We start from the raw sequence: 17,298 nt of genomic DNA, 5'->3' as shown, positions 1-17,298 counted from the left end.
GATTATAAGTTATAAGATAAATGCACTTAAATCTTTATTAGTAGAAATAGATTTCAATTTATCATCAACATATTGTGCAGTAATATCTACCACTGCGTTCGGCATGCCAGGTGCTTCATACGACAGATCTTCAAGCATTTTTTCTAAAATAGTATGCAAACGTCTTGCTCCGATATTATCTGTATCTTGGTTGACTTGATAAGCAATTTCAGCGAGACGTGTAATCGCTTCATCCGTGAAATTAACCGTCACTTCTTCTGTTTGCAAGAGCGCTTCATATTGTTTAATCAATGATAATTTCGGTTCTTTAAGAATATTCACAAAATCCTCAACTGATAAACTATCTAATTCCACTCTGATTGGGAAACGGCCTTGTAGTTCTGGAATTAAATCGCTCGGTTTTGATACGTGGAAAGCCCCTGCTCCGATAAACAGCATATGTTCAGTGTTGACACTGCCATATTTAGTTTGCACGACACTTCCTTCAACAATCGGCAAGATATCTCTTTGTACGCCTTGTCTTGAAACGTCTTGACCGCCTTGTTGATTATTGCTGGCCACTTTATCTACTTCATCGATAAAGATAATGCCCATCTGCTCTGCTAATTCTAAAGCTTCTTGGTTAGCTGTTTCATGATCGATTAATTCATCTGCATATTCATCAGCCAAGATTTTACGTGCTGATTTAACTGGCACTTCACGTTCTACTTTTTTCTTCGGCATCAATTGATTCATCATATCTTGAACTTGTTGATTTTGATTTGTACCAAGCATTCCCATTGCACCAGGATCTTGTTCAACCTTAATTCGTACTTTTTCTTCTTCTAATTCACCATTTTGTAATTGGCGTTTGATTTCAGAACGTTTCGTTTTGATTTCCTCAGTCGGCGGTTCTTCATCTTCCTCTTCGTTGTTACCGAAGCTAGGCATCATGCCGCCGAAAATTGATTCGAAAGGATTTCCTGCATTTTGATTTGCTTTCTTTTTCATACTCGGTACAAGCAATTTCACTAATTTGTCGTTAGCTTTTTTAATTGCTTCATCTTTCACTTTATCTTTTCTATCTTCTTTTACAAGTCTTACTGCAACGTCCACTAAATCACGAACCATGCTTTCTACGTCACGACCCACATAGCCGACTTCAGTGAATTTAGTTGCTTCTACTTTAATAAACGGTGCACCGACAATTTTTGCCATTCTACGGGCAATTTCTGTTTTACCTACACCAGTCGGCCCGATCATCAAAATATTTTTCGGAACAATTTCTTGTTTCAATTCCTCATCTAATTGACTGCGACGATATCTGTTTCTTAAAGCTATGGCTACTTTTTTCTTAGCATCGTTTTGTCCGACAATATACTCGTTTAATTGAGAGACAATGTCTTTTGGGGTAAGTTTGATTGCGCTAGCATCCATCCGTCGTTCAACCTCCAATATTTCAAAATTTACTCATTTCCATTTCTCAGGAAAAATATTGTTGTTTAATATTCCAAAAAGAATACTTATAATTCTTCGACAATAATGTTGTCATTTGTGAAGACACAAATTTCTGAAGCGACTTTTAAGCTTGCATGTGCGATATCTTTTGCTGCCATTTCTGTATGACGTTTCAAAGCACGTCCGGCACTCAAAGCGTAATTGCCGCCTGAGCCGATAGCGATTAAATCGTCATCAGGTGAAATTACTTCACCAGTACCGCTTACTACAAGAATAGAGTTCTTGTCCATCACAATCAGCATTGCTTCAAGTTGACGCAACTGCTTGTCGCCTCTCCATTCTTGAGCAAGTTCTACTGCTGCACGTTCTAAATTACCGCTGAATTCTTGCAACTTAGTTTCGAATTTTTCGAAAAGTGTAAAAGCATCTGCAACGCTGCCTGCAAATCCGGCAAGTACTTTGCCGTCATATAATCTGCGGACTTTACGTGCTGTCTGCTTCATAATTACTTGTTCGCCAAGCGTAACTTGACCGTCGCCGGCCATTGCGGCATGACCATTTTGTCTAACAGCAAATATTGTTGTCGCATGAATTGAGTTATTCATTATTATTTCTCCTTTTTAGCTCGAGGATGTGCATTTAAATAAACTTTACGCAATTGTTGATTTGAAACATGCGTATATCGACCAGTTGTTGATAAGTTGACATGACCGAGAAGAGATTGGACTGTTCGCAAATCAGCGCCTTCATTCAACATATGTGTAGCAAATGTGTGACGCAGTTTATGCGGATGTATATCTGTCACTCCTGCTGTGCGTTTCACTATATCATTTAAAACATATCGCACGCCGCGTTCAGTAATTTGGCCGCCTTTCATATTGACTAACAAATAATCATGAGGCACATTCTGAATCGGCGGAAATAATTCTATATAACGTTCAATACTCTCTCTGCACATATTTCCAAACGGGATAAACCGTTCCTTATTACCTTTACCTAACACTTTAACACCAGGTGAATTTAAATCGAGATCCTCTAACTTGATGTTCACTAATTCTGAAACCCGTATGCCAGTTCCGTACAACAATTCTAAAATCACGCGGTCACGCAAACCTTTGTGACCATCCGCTTCTACAGTTTCAAATAAAGCACTCATTTCTTCTTCGTAGAAAAAATGAGGCAGATATTGTTCTTTCTTAGGGTGAACAAGCTGTACAAAAGGATTAACGACTGTATCGTCTTGTGTCATCCAAAATTCGTAGAAAGAACGTAACGCAGAAATTTTACGGGAAACTGTAGTTCTTTTCAAGCCTTTTGAATATAAAAATGACAAATAATTTCTAGCATCTTTATATTCAAAAGTTTTTAATTTCAAATGCTCGTGTTCTAAAAATGTATTAAATTGAACTAAATCATCGTGGTAAGACTTTAACGTATGCTTAGAAAAAAAGCGTTCTACCTTTAACATGTATAAAAAAGACTCTTGGATTTTATTCAATAAAAACCCCTCCATCATTTGCATTGTAGCATATGGACAGAGGGAGCTGCAGTGATTTACGTCTCGAAATCGCAAACGCTTTCTAAACACAAATCTAATTTTATCAAAATATTCATAATTTATCACAAAGTTTGCTTAAAATTCTCTAAATACGTTAATGCTCGATTTGCTTGTTGTTCATAACGCTCTTTTTTATCTTTAATTCTTTTTTCTAATGAAGGTACTAAACCAAAGTTAGCATTCATCGGTTGGAAGTTCTTATTATTGTTAGCGTGCGAAATATAATAAGCCATACTGCCTATCATAGTTTCACGCGGGAAGATGACTTCGGCTTTATCTTGAAGTTTATGTGCTACGTTAATGCCTGCGACTAAACCGCTTGCTGCACTTTCTACATAGCCTTCTACACCTGTCATTTGGCCTGCGAAATATACTTTATCATGACCTTTGAGTTGGTAAGTTTCAGATAAAACGTCTGGTGAGTTGATAAAGGTATTACGATGCATCACACCATAACGCACAATATCTACATTTTCTAAGCCAGGAATTAAACGGATGACTTCTTTTTGAGCACCCCATTTTAAATGTGTCTGGAATCCGACAATATTATACAACGTTCCTGCTGCATCGTCTTGACGCAATTGTACTACTGCAAATGGTCGTTTTCCTGTCTTAGGATCTTCTAACCCTACTGGTTTCATCGGTCCGAATAATAACGTTTTACGGCCGCGTTCAGCCATAACTTCAAACGGCATACATCCTTCAAAGTATTTTTCTTTTTCAAATTCATTAACAGGTGCTGCCTCAGCTGCTAAAACAGCATCGTAAAAACGGTCGAATTCTTCCTCTGTCATCGGACAGTTCAAATAAGCTGCTTCACCTTTATCATAACGTGATTTCAAATAGACTTTATTCATATCAATAGAGTCTTTCTCAATAATAGGTGCTGCTGCATCATAGAAATACAACTGGTCTTCGCCTGTAATCTCAACTATTTCTTTAGCAAGACCTTCAGTTGTTAAAGGACCTGTCGCAATAATCGTATAACCTTCAGGAATAGATTCAATTTCTTCATTGATAACGTTCACGTTAGGATGAGATTTCAAAGTGTCTGTAATAAATCCGGCAAAATCATGACGGTCTACAGCTAATGCACCGCCAGCTGGAACGCGCGCAGTATCTGCCGCTTTGATAATTAATGAATCTAAACGACGCATTTCTTCTTTCAATACGCCTACAGCATTTGTAAGCGAATTACCGCGTAACGAATTAGAACATACCAGTTCTGCAAATTTATCTGTATGATGCGCAGGTGTTTGCTTTACCGGACGCATTTCAATTAAATTCACTTTAATGCCTCTTTGCGCAAGCTGATACGCTGCTTCGGAACCTGCTAATCCAGCTCCGACTACATTGACTACTGTATCTGCCATAAATAAATCCTCCTCATTCAGATGAAAAGAGGTAGGACATCAGCAATATCGACTTAATTGTCCAACCTCTCACATCTTCACATTCTATTTTTGAACTTCTTCTTTATAATCACAATTTGAACAAATTACTTGGCTTGAGCGGCCTTTTTTACGTTCTACTAAATAATGGTCGCATTTTGGACAGCTTCTGCCGACTGGTTTATCCCATGAGATAAAGTCGCATTCAGGATAATTAGAGCAGCCGTAGAAGACTCTGCCTTTTTTAGATTTACGTTCAACGACTTGGCCATCATCACATTTCGGACATTTAACGCCGATTTCTTTGACGATTGCTTTCGTATTGCGGCAATCCGGGAAGTTTGAACATGCCATGAATTTACCATAACGACCCATTTTAATTACCATTGGAGAACCGCATACTTCACAATCTTCGCCGGCAGGTTCATCTTTAATTTCAATTTTTTCCATTTCTTGCTCAGCACGTTCGACATCTTTTTCGAAACCGCCGTAGAAATTACCGACAACTTCTCTCCATTTAATGTCGCCCTCAGCAATTTTATCCAATAATGTTTCCATATTTACAGTGAAATCAACATCGATTATTTCTGGGAAGTATTCTTTCACTTGTTCATGCACGATTTCACCAAGTTCAGTTGGAACAAAGCGTTTGCTTTCCATTTTAACGTAATTACGTTTTTGAATAGTATCCAAAGTCGGTGCGTACGTAGAAGGTCGTCCGATTTTCAATTCTTCCAACGTTTTAACTAAACGCGCCTCAGTAAATCTTGGAGGTGGTTGTGTAAAGTGTTGTGTCGGTTCAATATCTGTAGCTGTTACCTTTTCACCTTCTGCAATCACTGGAAGTTTATTGTTCTTCTCTTCTTCTCCTTCTTTGGATTCTACATATAAAGTCATGAATCCTTTAAATTTAATCGTTTGTCCGTTGGCACGGAACTTCACGTCTTTTTGTTCAATATCCATAGCTACAGTATCTAGAACTGCAGGTGCCATTTGACTTGCTACGAAGCGGTCCCAAATTAATTTATAGAGGCGATATTGGTCACGTGTTAAGTATGGTTTCATGTCAGCAGGTGTACGTAATGTCTTCGTTGGGCGAATCGCCTCATGGGCATCTTGATCGCCTTGTTTACCTGCCGCTGCTTTACGATGAGAGATATAATCTTTACCGTACTTCTCAGTAATAAATTCTTTCGTTTCGGCTTTGGCGCCTGCTGAAATACGTGTTGAATCGGTACGCATATACGTAATCAAACCAACTGTACCTTGTTTCTTCAAATCAATACCTTCATATAATTGCTGTGCAATCATCATCGTTTTTCTAGCTTTGAAGTTCAACTTTCTAGAAGCTTCTTGTTGAAGTGTAGAAGTCGTAAAAGGATTAGCTGGATTACGCTTTTTCTCTTTCTTCGTTACTTTAGTCACTTCAAATTCGTTACCGTCTAATTGATCAGTAATAAACTTGACGTCATCTTTATTATTTAATTTATAAGGTTTGTTTTTATAATGTAAGAATTTGGCACTAAAAGTAGATTTCTTATAACGGAAATTACCTTCGATTTTCCAATACTCTTCTGGTTTAAAGTTTCTGATTTCATTTTCACGGTCAATAATAAGACGTAAGGCTAAAGATTGCACACGACCTGCTGACAGACCTTTTTTAACTTTCTTCCATAACACTGGAGAAATATTATAACCCACAAGTCTATCTACAATACGGCGTGCTTGCTGTGCATCAACGAGGTTCAATTCAATTCCTCTTGGTGTCTTAAAACTTTCCTTTATTGCATCTTTAGTGATTTCATTAAATACTACACGATTCTTTGCATTTTCATCTAAATCTAAGATATTCGCTAAGTGCCATGCAATCGCTTCTCCTTCACGGTCGGGGTCACTCGCTAAAAAGATTTTCTTTGCTTTTTTAGCATGTCTTTTTAATTCTTTTACGACCGGTCCTTTGCCGCGAATAGTAATATATTTGGGTTCAAAATCATCTTCAACATCAACGCCCATTTGGCTTCTTGGCAAATCTCTGACATGCCCCATTGATGCGATTACTTTATATCTTTTCCCTAAATATTTTTCAATTGTTTTAGCTTTTGCAGGCGACTCAACTATGACTAAATTATCAGCCAAAGCAGATTCCCCCTTGCATTCATTAATAGCATCCTTGTTACAAAGATAAATGATAAACGGTTTATTTTACATTTGTCAATATATTAATTTAGCAGCAATTCAATTTATTGCTTCATTTACTTGAAAGTACTCATCCATTTACAATGAATTTCACAATTATAATCTGCTAATATATCATCGATTTCTAACACAATAGTTGCACCTTCTTGCGCACGTTTCAAATTCCCTTTGGTCAATTCTTGAAAAATACTGCCAGGCAGAACATAGACATTGCGGTTTTGCTGTAATGCTAAATCAATGGTAATTTGTGCACCGCTTCTCTCCTTCGACTCAGTCACCAACACACCTTGCGAAAGTCCGCTGATGAGTCGATTTCTTTCAGGAAATTTAAATTTGCGCGGTTCATCTTCAGGAATATACTCACTGAGAGTCAAACCTTTTTCTTCTATTTCATTTCTAAGATGCAAATTCGATTTGGGATAGTGATGTGCATGGCCGAATGCCAAGACACCAATTGTAGGGAGTTGGTTTTGAAGTGCTGAAAGATGGGCTTCACTGTCTGCCCCAGTGGCTAAACCAGAGACAATAGTAAGTTGCGATGTAGAAATATGTGAAAATAAAAAAGAAAGTGCATGGGCGGTATAAGCTGTCGATTGTCTGGAGCCGACTACTCCTAAGAAATGAGTATGCTGGAGCAATTCAATATTGCCTTTATAAAATAGGATAAACGGAGGATCATAGATTTCTTTTAACAAACGTGGATAGGCTGCATCGTAAATAGAAATATATTTCACGCCATGTTGATCGAGGTTGTTTAGGATAGTAGAAATACTTAGTGCAGAATAACGTGTGAGATAAGCAGCAGGATTTCGTATCTTGCTTGTATAAGTAAATTGTCGAAGATTTGTCATTTTATCTGAGGGACTTAAGCGTAAAAAAAGAGGACAGAATTTGAAGAGCCGTATCAATTGCTGTGTTGTATAGCCAGCATAACGGAGTTTTAGGAGTTCTAGAGTTGATTCGTGTTGTGTCATAAATTTCCTACTTTCTATAAAGTTTAATATTTATTATACCTTGTCAGCCGTCATTCTCAAAGTAGTTACTTATTCTTTATAAAACTCAGTTGTCGAGTTTCTACTATTGTATATGGCACTTCTTATAACTCATAAAACTGATAAGTTTACTCGACTTAAATAACAAAAAGCACAGATTTGCACTTATCCGTGCAAATCCATGCTTTCAATAATGAATAATAATGTGAATTTAAATTAAGAGTCTTTTTTGACTGTTAATAAATCTTCGTAGATACCTGCTTCTTTAGCCGCTTCAATTAAAGTAGAACCGATTTCAGAAGGAGTATCTGCTGTTTTCACGCCATTTTCGTTCAATGTTTTGATTTTTTCTTTTGCAGTACCTTTACCGCCAGAAATAATCGCACCAGCGTGACCCATACGTTTACCTGGAGGAGCTGTTTGACCACCAATGAATCCTACAACTGGTTTAGTCATATTTTTGCTGATCCATTCAGCAGCCTCTTCTTCAGCAGTACCGCCGATTTCACCAATCATTACAACAGCTTTTGTTTCAGGATCTTTATTAAATGCATCTAATACATCGATAAAGTTAGTACCGTTAACTGGGTCGCCACCGATACCAACAGCTGATGATTGACCAATACCCTCTTCAGTCAATTGATGTACAGCTTCGTAAGTTAATGTACCAGAACGTGATACTACGCCGACGTGACCTCTTTTATGGATATAACCAGGCATAATTCCGATTTTACAATCATCAGGAGAAATAACACCTGGGCAGTTAGGTCCGATTAAACGAGTGTTTTTATCTTCTAAATAACGAACAACTTTAACCATATCTAAAACAGGAATGTGTTCAGTAATACAGATTGCTAAATCTAAATCTGCATCCGCACATTCTAAAATCGCATCTGCTGCAAATGGAGCTGGAACATAAATTACTGAAACATTTGCACCAGTTTCTTCTTTCGCTTCTTCTACTGTATTAAATACAGGTACACCTTCTACAACTTGTCCACCTTTGCCAGGCGTAACACCTGCAACGATTTGAGTACCATACTCAAGCATTTGTTTTGTATGGAAAAGGGCTGTAGACCCTGTGATACCTTGTACGATTACTTTTGTATTCTTATCAACATATACGCTCATCTTAGTGTCTCATCCTTTCCTTAGACTTCTTTGACAAGTTTGACAATTTTTTGAGCGCCTTCAGCCATAGTTGCTGCTGGCTCAATTGCTAAACCTGAATCTTTTAAGATTTGTTTACCGATTTCAACATTAGTACCTTCAAGACGTACCACTAAAGGTAATGTCAAGTCGACTTCTTTAACTGCTGCTACGATACCTTCTGCAATAACATCACAACGCATGATTCCACCGAAGATATTAACGAAAATACCTTTAACGTTGTCATCACCTAAAATGATTTTGAATGCTTCAGTAACTTTTTCTTTCGTAGCGCCGCCTCCTACGTCTAAGAAGTTTGCAGGATTTCCGCCAAAATGATTGATAGTATCCATAGTCGCCATAGCTAACCCGGCACCATTAACCATACAGCCGATGTCGCCATCTAAAGCGATATAAGATAAATCATATTTAGAAGCTTCGATTTCTTTTGGATCTTCTTCTTCTAAGTCACGTAATTCTAGAATATCTTTGTGTCTGAATAAAGCGTTATCGTCAAAGTTGATTTTAGCATCTAATGCGATTACATCGCCTGCACCAGTTAATACTAGTGGGTTGATTTCAACGATTGAGCAATCTTTTTCGATAAACACGTTGTATAAAGAAATTAAGAATTTAGCTGCTTTGTTGATTGATTCTTTCGGAATATTAATATTGAAAGCAATACGACGCGCTTGGAATGGTGCTAAACCAACAACAGGGTCGATTGTTTCTTTAAAGATTTTTTCCGGAGATTTAGCCGCTACTTCTTCAATTTCAGTTCCGCCTTCTTCAGACGCCATCAAAGTAACACGGTCAGTTGCACGGTCGATTACGAAGCCGACATAATATTCTTTCTTAATATCAGCGCCTTCTTCGATATATAAACGTTTAACTTCTTTACCTTCTGGGCCAGTTTGGTGAGTTACAAGTTGTTTCCCAAGTAATTCGTTAGCATAAGTTTCCACTTCAGATAATGACTTTGCGATTTTAACGCCGCCAGCTTTACCTCTACCCCCAGCGTGGATTTGTGCTTTTACAACATAAACATCAGTGTCTAATTCTTTAGCTTTTTCCACTGCTTCGTCTGCAGTGAATGCTACACGTCCTTCTGGAACGGGAACGCCCATAGAACGAAAGATTTGTTTTCCTTGATACTCGTGGATATTCATTCTCCATCCTCCTGTTTCTTAGGTTAAGTACATTGTTAATTATAGAAAATGTAAGCGCTATTGTAAACTGAAAGAGGCTCTTTTTGTCAATTTTGTTAAAATTTGGATTAAAGCCTGAAACCTTGCGCCAAAAGAGTTTGTTACTATTTGACACAGATTTCATCATAGATAGTATATTACACAACGTTACTCAACATTTTTCTAGAAATCATCTTTTTTCTCCTGAACTATCGATTTGATCGGTTCAAAGGTTTTTCTATGTTCAGGTATTACACCAAATTGTTGGATACCTTCCAAATGTGCCTTTGTTCCATATCCTACATTGTGCTCAAAATCATAACCAGGATGCTGTTCAGCAAGCTGGTGCATGTATGCATCTCTGTGCTCTTTAGCTAAGATACTTGCAGCAGCTATGGATACACTTTTAGCATCACCTTTAATAATCGATGTCTGCGCGATATCTAACGGCAGCTTCATAGCATCTATTAATAAATGGGTTGGTGAAATGGCTAAATTTTCTATAGCACGCATCATTGCGACTTGTGTTGCTTGATAGATATTTAAATCATCAATTTCTTCTGGACTTGCTTTGCCGTAAGCATAAGCGGCAGTTCCTTCAATTAAGGCTTCTGCTAAGTTCTGACGCTTCGCTGCACTTACCTTTTTAGAGTCATCTAACCCGTAATAGGCATGATCAGCGTTCAAAATGACTGCACAAGCTACTACTGGTCCTGCTAATGGTCCGCGTCCGACTTCATCAATACCGCAAATCACTGCGTCCGGCTGTTCTTGTAATATAGCCGCTTCATATTGCGTCATCTCTTCATAATGCGCAACCATATCAGCTTCTTTCTCCAACTGTTTCTTACGACGAGATATGGCTTGCTGCACGCCTTTACGTTCATCCTGATTCCATTCTGATGCTTCTAATGTTTGTAAATCTTGAATATCATTTAATAGTTCTTTTACTTCTTTGATAGAATAGCTCATTATTTAATCTCGTCTGCCATTTCTTTATAAATATCAAAACTATGTGTGCCTAATTTACCATTACGCATATCATTTATAATTAAATCAATTACTGTTTCATAATCTACTTCATTACCGCGTTGCAACGCCCCTCTTCTGCGCCCAATCGCATCAAACCATTCTAAGTTTTCCGCTTCGGCATCCAAATCAACATTAAAATGTTGTTGCAAGGCCGCTAGATCATGCGCTTTGAAGAATTCTAATCCATAAATCGCAACATCGTCTAGATGCACAATACTATCTTTAATTGCACCTGTCAGACTTAATTTTTTACCCACAGTCTGATCTTCGAATTTAGGCCAAAGAATTCCTGGTGTATCTAACAACTGTAAGGATTTACCGACTTTAATCCATTGCTGCTGTTTCGTAACGCCTGGTGTATTGCCTGTCTTCGCAATCGCTCTGTTCGCCAATTTATTAATAAGTGTTGACTTGCCAACATTAGGAATACCGACAATCATGGCACGAATAGCGCGCGGTTTTAAACCTTTAGCTTTATCGCGTTCGAACTTTTCTTTTGTCGCTTCAATTGCTGCTTGTTCTACTTGTTTAAGTCCTTTGCCATGCTTAGCATCTACGGCTACTGGATAATAGCCTTTATTTCGGAAATATTCTTCCCATTTTGCAATTTCACTTAAATTAGCCATATCTTTTTTATTTAAAATAACCACTCTTGGTTTATTTTGAATAACTTCATCAATCATCGGGTTACGCGAACTATACGGAATACGTGCGTCCACTAATTCAAATACCACATCCACTTTCTTAAGTTGTTCCGACACTTCACGTTTAGCTTTCGCCATGTGTCCTGGATACCATTGAATAACCATCTTTCATCACCTTTCAATATTACTTTATTGATCCTTTCAGATTCTCTTAATTATACTATACTTCTATTTTGTTGAAAAAAATTAAAAATCCGCAAAACATCAAAAGAGATGCATGCGGAAAATTTCCATCAACTATTTATTTCTTCAATTAATCCCGGCAGTTCTTCAATACTGTAGATAATATAATCTGCGCCGTTAGCTTCAAATTTTTCTTTTACTTTCGTACCAATTTCTACTCTTTTATCTTCAGAAAGCTTTCGCCAATCTTCTTCGTTATAGCCGGCAATTGAACTTCCTTTTATTACGCCTACCGTAATGACACCTGCATTGACACCTTCTTGGATATCAGACACAGTATCTCCGACTTTCAATACATGCTTGACACTTTGAATTTCTAAATCTTCCATATTCTTAAATATCATATAAGGATAAGGTCTGCCGAAGCCTCCGACCATATCAGCCGTTACTACATTATCTGGTTGATAACCTTGCAATGCTGCGTTAGGTTTCACTACTTCCATCATTTCTTTAGTATAACCAGTAGTAGACCCTACTTTAATTCCTTTAGCTTTCAACCAATTCGCCGTATCAACAGCACCTTGAATAGGCGTTGTGAAATTTTCTAATGTCTGCATCAATTGACTTTCAAATTTTTCATAAAGTCGATCGATGTCGGTTTCAGTTGCTTTCTGACCATATTTTTCTTCCCAAAGTGATTGGATTCTCGGCATTTCCAACATTGCTTGAATGTGATCTCGTTTCAACATACCCATAGGTTCTCTTGCTTCTTGAATCGTCACATCTATGCCTGCATCTTTGAAAATATCTATGAAAACATGAACGGGCGCAAAACAACCAAAATCAATCATCGTACCTGCCCAATCAAAAATAACACCTTCTATTTTGTTTAACATGAAATCAATTCCTTTCTTTCATATATTTTTGAATGTTGTCTGCTAATAAAAGAAAGTCTTTATGATGCAAGTCACCAATATTTCCAACTCTGAATGATGGCGTATCCATTAATTTACCTGGATATAATACAAAGCCTGCTTCCTTCATATATTGATAAAAATCTTCAAAATCAAAGTCTTTGTCAGGATATAAGAAAGTGGTAATAATCGGCGACTGATGTTCAGCATCAATATAAGCTTGAAAGTTCATCTTTTTTAAGCTTTCAATTATATAATGATTGTTTTCTGAATAGCGTTGATATCTTGTAGCTACACCACCTTCTTCTTCCAATTCGATTAACGCTTCTTGAAAGGCAGCAACGACATGAGTTGGCGAAGTAAAGCGCCATTTACCATCTCTATCCATCACTTTCCACTGTTCAAATAAGTCTAAAGCTATACTATTTGCATTCCCTTTTGTTTGCTCTAATTTCGATTGCTTAGCGACGACAAAACCAAAGCCAGGAACACCTTGAATACATTTATTAGCGCTGCTTATTAAATAATCAATATTTAATTTTTCAACGTTCATCGGGATACCGCCAAAGCTGCTCATCGCATCAATAATTAAAGAAACGTTATGACGTTTTCCTATTTCAGACAAAGGTTCTAAAGGATTTAAAATACCCGTAGTTGTTTCACAGTGTACCATCGCAATATGTGTAAGAGATTGATCTTGTTTAATAAGCGCTTCTACTTTTTCAAAATCTGGTACAGTATTATACGGAATGCGCATTTCGGTTACTCTTTTTCCAATGGCTTTTGCCATGTCGATCATACGGTTCCCATAAGCACCATTGCTTATAATCAGAACATGGTCATCTTTCCCTAATACTGTTTGTAATACGCTTTCTACTACAAAACTACCGCTTCCTTGTTGTAAAACAGCAGTATAGTTACCTTCAGAAACTTCTGCTACTTTCAACAATCTATGACGAATATCTTGCGTAAGCTGTTTATAATCTGAATCCCATGTGCATCTATCTTCCAACATTTTCTGCTTGACTGTATCTGTTGTTGTTAATGGCCCTGGTGTTAACAATTTATATTTTTGCGTCATTTTTGAATGCTCCTTTACTTTTCAGCTTTTTCCACTTCTGCTTCTTTCTTAGCATTATTAAAAATCGTTTGATGTTTATCTAATAAATCTACATTTAAAGGTGTTTTCCATTCTTTAGGATGGCTAGGTTGCATTTCTTTAGAAACTTTCTCGCCTTTATATAAGGGTACTGGATATTCTTTTAATAAATCTTTGCGTCCATATTTTTGAATAACTTCAACCATTTTTTCTGCCTTTTGTTGCTTTTTACCATCTTTTCTCACCACTGCAGCAGCTTCTGTTAATGAAAAGTTCCCTTCAGTTGGATCAATATATTTTATAGGCTCTCCATCTTTCTCGGCATCAATCGCTTGGTTTCTTAAACCCGCTCCTACTGCTGCTTCCCCAGATTGAACTTTCTTAAGCGGACCTGAACCTGAACTTTCTAAATGAGGGCCTGCATTTACAATTAATTTTTTAATAATTTGCTGACCTTCATGGTCTCCATACTCGCTTATAACGCCTTGTAAGAGAAGCCATCCTGTCGAAGAATCCATAATATTCGGAAATGAGATTTCATTTTTATATTCTGGTTTTGTTAAATCTTTTATACTTTCAGGCACTGGTAAATGTTTTTCTTTCAATACTTTAGTATTTACAAAAAGAGAGCCCATGTTCCCTAAAATTGGCGTCATATAATCAGGATATTTTTTAATTTCTTGTTGATTCATAGAGGAATGAAGAGGAACAAACATATGGTGTTCTTTCTGAGCACTTTCTAAATAATAACTGGCTTGCGTAACGATATCGGCATCGATATTTTCACCTTCAGCCATAATTTTTCCGCCGAGCTCAGAAGTGGATTGTGGTTGAACAATATATTCTCCTCTATAACCGTGGTTATTTAAAGCAGTTTCCATGGCTGCGATAGCTTCTTCGTCAGCGTTAGTTTGAATAATCACTTTATCAGACGAAGCTCCTAATCCTGCATATGAAAAATATAATAGCACTGCACAGATGATGCCAAATATAATAAGTTTAATTTTCACGACATTTCCCTCCTTTTTTCATAACGTAACCACATAGCACTTACAAATCTGACTGCTAAATTAGTAAGTAAAATTAAAATAGAGAGAATAAAAATGTCTGTGAAACGATTAAAATGTTGTAATTGATTGATTTGAGTTGAAACAATTTGCGTTGAAGTAGAAACCAAGAAGATGACACCACTAATTGTCACCATTGCATTAATAAAATAGTAATTCATGATTTCAATAACCGTAGATTTCATGTTTGGTAGTATTATTTTAAATATGGTTTCGAACCAGCTGTCTTGCAACAAAGAACTCGTAATATCCCATGATTGATCTAATTTATCCATCGCTCCTTTTGCCATTAAATAGGGAGTTGTAAAGTAATGAACAATAATGCTTAATATTACAATTAAAAATGTCCCTTTAATTGAGCTTCCTTGGAAAAATAATAAATAGGAAAGTCCAAGAATCATGCCAGGAACCGTATTTGTCAACATTGCTACCAGATTAATAGCTTTTCTACCCTTCAATTTTGTCCTGCTATTAATTACTGCGCTGAAAAACGCAATGACAGTACCAAATATTGCTGTACAAATTGCTACAAACACAGATTGTATATAAACATGAATTAAAATTTCATCTTTAAACAGTGCCACGATATTTTTGAGGGTAAAGCCAATTTTATATGGGTAATTTTCAGTAAAAGGTACCACAATCATTACAAGGAAGACACTTAATATACATGTGGATAATACAAATAAAAGTATACTGATGATAATGTCGTGCACTGGCCGTCTTTCCGCCTGATGACGCCCTGAGGCTTGGTGACTGACATTCCATCTTTCTATAACAGCTAAGAAAATAAAGCCGAATAGTGCAGGTATTAACATGACAAACGCAATCACTGCACCTTGTGCGAATTTAGGAATTGAGCCTAAAATTGTTTGATATAACAAGATGGAGATTGTGGTATCGTCTGCGCCTATTGAAGCGGGTATACCGAAGTCGGTGAAACTTAATATAAATGATAAAACAAACGCATTCCCTATAGGAATTAACATTGGTCTCAAAATTGTATGATAAAATCTGCGTATTCCGTTATCTTGCATAAGCTGAGAGATATAATAAAATCGTTGATCAATATACTGGAATGCATTATTAATGATGATAAAAGCAGCCGGCAACGTATAAATTACATATCCTATCAGCATGCCGTTTTCACCATATATCGTAAATAAAGGCTTTCCAATTAACTTAGCAATAATCCCTTCATTTCCAAACAAGTACATCAGCAAAAATCCATAAGTGATTGTCGGAACTAGCATTGGTAAGATTATCATGCTATTGGAATAACGCTTTAACCATGGACGAATGGCTGTTGTTTGTATAGCATATGCAGCAAAAAAAGCTAAAACACTCGTTATGACGGCTGTTATTAATGAAAGTTTCATACTTCGCATGAGTGCCGTTGTAATATCTGGATTAGATAATACTTCTTTAAAATACATATTACTGATATGGCCATCTGCGATAATTGAACGGCCTAGCAGTACTACTACCGGCAGTACTAAAAATACGGTAAAAAATACAAAGATTAAAATTTGTATAATACGTTGACTCCATAATTTATGCGCCATGTTGTTCACCAAATAATGCATAAATATTATGACGTTTAATCTCAAGTTGATTCAAAATGAATTTTTTTACAAAGTGATTAGCCGGTTGCTTAATAATCATATCCGGAGAATCATACTGTGCAATTCTCCCGTCTTCTATCACCACAATTTTATCAGCCATTGTCAGTGCTTCTTCTGGATCATGTGTAACAATAATTGTTGTCAGCGATAATGATTTGGCCACTTTAATAATCATGTCTTTAATACGTTCTTTAATCATTCCATCTAATGCGCTCAAAGGTTCATCCATCAACAAAACTTTAGGTTCCATTACAATTGTCCGAGCAATTGAAACACGCTGTTTTTGACCGCCAGAAAGTTCATGAATTTTCTTATCTAGATGTGGTCTTAAATCAAGAAGTTCTATTAAGTCAGTTATTTCTTTAGTATCAGTATTTTTTTGAGTATTTTTCAAACCATACAAAATATTTTCTCGTGCATTTAAATGTGGAAATAAACAATAATCTTGAAAGACTATATTAAATCCTCTTTTCTTCATCGGTACATTATGCACAGGTTTTCCATTGTAATAAATTTCACCTTCAGTAACTTCCGTTAATCCGAGAATCATATTGAGCAATGTTGTTTTCCCACAACCGCTTGGTCCTAATAAAGCAATAATTTCACCATTTTCAATATCTAAATTTATATTTTTCAGTACTTCATTATCGTCAAATTTCTTACTAACATTTTTCACTTCTAACACCATCCGCACCTCCTAAATTGATATAACCAAAGTATAGAGAATGAATATTAAGCTAACGTTAACAATGTGTAAGTGTTGATTAACTTTTGACAAACTTATTACTAACTTTGTAGGGATACACGTATAAATGTGGTATATT

General features: G+C 36.6%; 15 protein-coding genes. All 15 read right to left on the bottom strand.

Going from position 1 to position 17,298, the window contains the following annotated elements; all coding sequences use genetic code 11:
- Positions 1-9 precede the first annotated feature (9 nt).
- Positions 10-1,416 carry an ATP-dependent protease ATPase subunit HslU gene (gene hslU / locus CNQ82_RS06295; protein ID WP_095105645.1) on the bottom strand — a complete coding sequence of 469 codons (1,407 nt, stop codon included), beginning with the start codon at positions 1,414-1,416 and terminating at the stop codon, positions 10-12.
- 86 nt (positions 1,417-1,502) lie between these two features.
- Positions 1,503-2,042 carry an ATP-dependent protease subunit HslV gene (gene hslV / locus CNQ82_RS06290; RefSeq protein ID WP_123144560.1) on the bottom strand — a complete coding sequence of 180 codons (540 nt, stop codon included), beginning with the start codon at positions 2,040-2,042 and terminating at the stop codon, positions 1,503-1,505.
- A 2-nt stretch (positions 2,043-2,044) separates the two neighbouring features.
- Positions 2,045-2,935 (bottom strand): tyrosine recombinase XerC, encoded by an 891-nt coding sequence (xerC, locus tag CNQ82_RS06285; protein ID WP_123144559.1) that lies wholly within the window; start codon positions 2,933-2,935, stop codon positions 2,045-2,047.
- 122 nt (positions 2,936-3,057) lie between these two features.
- Positions 3,058-4,368: an FADH(2)-oxidizing methylenetetrahydrofolate--tRNA-(uracil(54)-C(5))-methyltransferase TrmFO gene (gene trmFO, locus CNQ82_RS06280; protein ID WP_123144558.1), complete on the bottom strand. Its 1,311-nt coding sequence runs from the start codon at positions 4,366-4,368 to the stop codon at positions 3,058-3,060.
- An 84-nt stretch (positions 4,369-4,452) separates the two neighbouring features.
- Entirely contained in the window at positions 4,453-6,522 is a 2,070-nt protein-coding gene (gene topA, locus CNQ82_RS06275; RefSeq protein WP_123144557.1) for a type I DNA topoisomerase, read from the bottom strand.
- Between the two features lie 116 nt (positions 6,523-6,638).
- Positions 6,639-7,556 (bottom strand): DNA-processing protein DprA, encoded by a 918-nt coding sequence (gene dprA / locus CNQ82_RS06270; protein ID WP_123144556.1) that lies wholly within the window; start codon positions 7,554-7,556, stop codon positions 6,639-6,641.
- Positions 7,557-7,790: 234 nt separating this feature from the next.
- Entirely contained in the window at positions 7,791-8,705 is a 915-nt protein-coding gene (gene sucD, locus CNQ82_RS06265) for a succinate--CoA ligase subunit alpha (RefSeq protein WP_095105657.1), read from the bottom strand.
- 20 nt (positions 8,706-8,725) lie between these two features.
- A complete protein-coding gene (gene sucC / locus CNQ82_RS06260; RefSeq protein WP_123144555.1) occupies positions 8,726-9,892 on the bottom strand; it encodes an ADP-forming succinate--CoA ligase subunit beta in 1,167 nt (388 codons plus the stop codon).
- Between the two features lie 201 nt (positions 9,893-10,093).
- A complete protein-coding gene (locus tag CNQ82_RS06255; RefSeq protein WP_123144554.1) occupies positions 10,094-10,882 on the bottom strand; it encodes a ribonuclease HII in 789 nt (262 codons plus the stop codon).
- Complete coding sequence (gene ylqF / locus CNQ82_RS06250) at positions 10,882-11,751, bottom strand: ribosome biogenesis GTPase YlqF (RefSeq protein WP_123144553.1); 870 nt, start codon at positions 11,749-11,751, stop codon at positions 10,882-10,884. Before ylqF ends, CNQ82_RS06255 begins: the two co-directional genes overlap by 1 nt.
- Positions 11,752-11,879: 128 nt before the next feature.
- Positions 11,880-12,665 (bottom strand): phosphonoacetaldehyde hydrolase, encoded by a 786-nt coding sequence (phnX, locus tag CNQ82_RS06245; protein ID WP_123144552.1) that lies wholly within the window; start codon positions 12,663-12,665, stop codon positions 11,880-11,882.
- A 4-nt stretch (positions 12,666-12,669) separates the two neighbouring features.
- Positions 12,670-13,764 carry a 2-aminoethylphosphonate--pyruvate transaminase gene (locus tag CNQ82_RS06240; RefSeq protein ID WP_123144551.1) on the bottom strand — a complete coding sequence of 365 codons (1,095 nt, stop codon included), beginning with the start codon at positions 13,762-13,764 and terminating at the stop codon, positions 12,670-12,672.
- Between the two features lie 14 nt (positions 13,765-13,778).
- Positions 13,779-14,792, bottom strand: coding sequence for an ABC transporter substrate-binding protein (locus CNQ82_RS06235; protein WP_123144550.1), 1,014 nt, complete (start codon positions 14,790-14,792; stop codon positions 13,779-13,781).
- On the bottom strand, positions 14,789-16,414 hold the full coding sequence (locus CNQ82_RS06230; protein ID WP_123144549.1) for an ABC transporter permease subunit: 1,626 nt from the start codon (positions 16,412-16,414) through the stop codon (positions 14,789-14,791). Before CNQ82_RS06230 ends, CNQ82_RS06235 begins: the two co-directional genes overlap by 4 nt.
- Positions 16,404-17,159 carry an ABC transporter ATP-binding protein gene (locus CNQ82_RS06225; RefSeq protein WP_123145652.1) on the bottom strand — a complete coding sequence of 252 codons (756 nt, stop codon included), beginning with the start codon at positions 17,157-17,159 and terminating at the stop codon, positions 16,404-16,406. The genes CNQ82_RS06230 and CNQ82_RS06225 overlap by 11 nt, the downstream gene beginning before the upstream one ends.
- Positions 17,160-17,298: the final 139 nt, after the last annotated feature.

This window comes from Staphylococcus debuckii (assembly GCF_003718735.1).
GTDB classification, from domain to species: Bacteria; Bacillota; Bacilli; order Staphylococcales; family Staphylococcaceae; genus Staphylococcus; species Staphylococcus debuckii.
The sequence above is the reverse complement of the archived record's forward strand: the minus strand, read 5'-3'. Positions and strand labels throughout refer to the sequence as shown.

Excerpts from the sequence above, each read along its gene's own strand:
- sucC (WP_123144555.1), bottom strand. The coding sequence starts at position 9,892 with ATGAATATCCACGAGTATCAAGGAAAACAAATCTTTCGTTCTATGGGC.
- CNQ82_RS06240 (WP_123144551.1), bottom strand. The coding sequence starts at position 13,764 with ATGACGCAAAAATATAAATTGTTAACACCAGGGCCATTAACAACAACA.
- hslV (WP_123144560.1), bottom strand. The coding sequence starts at position 2,042 with ATGAATAACTCAATTCATGCGACAACAATATTTGCTGTTAGACAAAAT.
- dprA (WP_123144556.1), bottom strand. The coding sequence starts at position 7,556 with ATGACACAACACGAATCAACTCTAGAACTCCTAAAACTCCGTTATGCT.
- phnX (WP_123144552.1), bottom strand. The coding sequence starts at position 12,665 with ATGTTAAACAAAATAGAAGGTGTTATTTTTGATTGGGCAGGTACGATG.
- CNQ82_RS06255 (WP_123144554.1), bottom strand. The coding sequence starts at position 10,882 with ATGAGCTATTCTATCAAAGAAGTAAAAGAACTATTAAATGATATTCAA.
- ylqF (WP_123144553.1), bottom strand. The coding sequence starts at position 11,751 with ATGGTTATTCAATGGTATCCAGGACACATGGCGAAAGCTAAACGTGAA.
- hslU (WP_095105645.1), bottom strand. The coding sequence starts at position 1,416 with ATGGATGCTAGCGCAATCAAACTTACCCCAAAAGACATTGTCTCTCAA.
- sucD (WP_095105657.1), bottom strand. The coding sequence starts at position 8,705 with ATGAGCGTATATGTTGATAAGAATACAAAAGTAATCGTACAAGGTATC.
- CNQ82_RS06230 (WP_123144549.1), bottom strand. The coding sequence starts at position 16,414 with ATGGCGCATAAATTATGGAGTCAACGTATTATACAAATTTTAATCTTT.
- trmFO (WP_123144558.1), bottom strand. The coding sequence starts at position 4,368 with ATGGCAGATACAGTAGTCAATGTAGTCGGAGCTGGATTAGCAGGTTCC.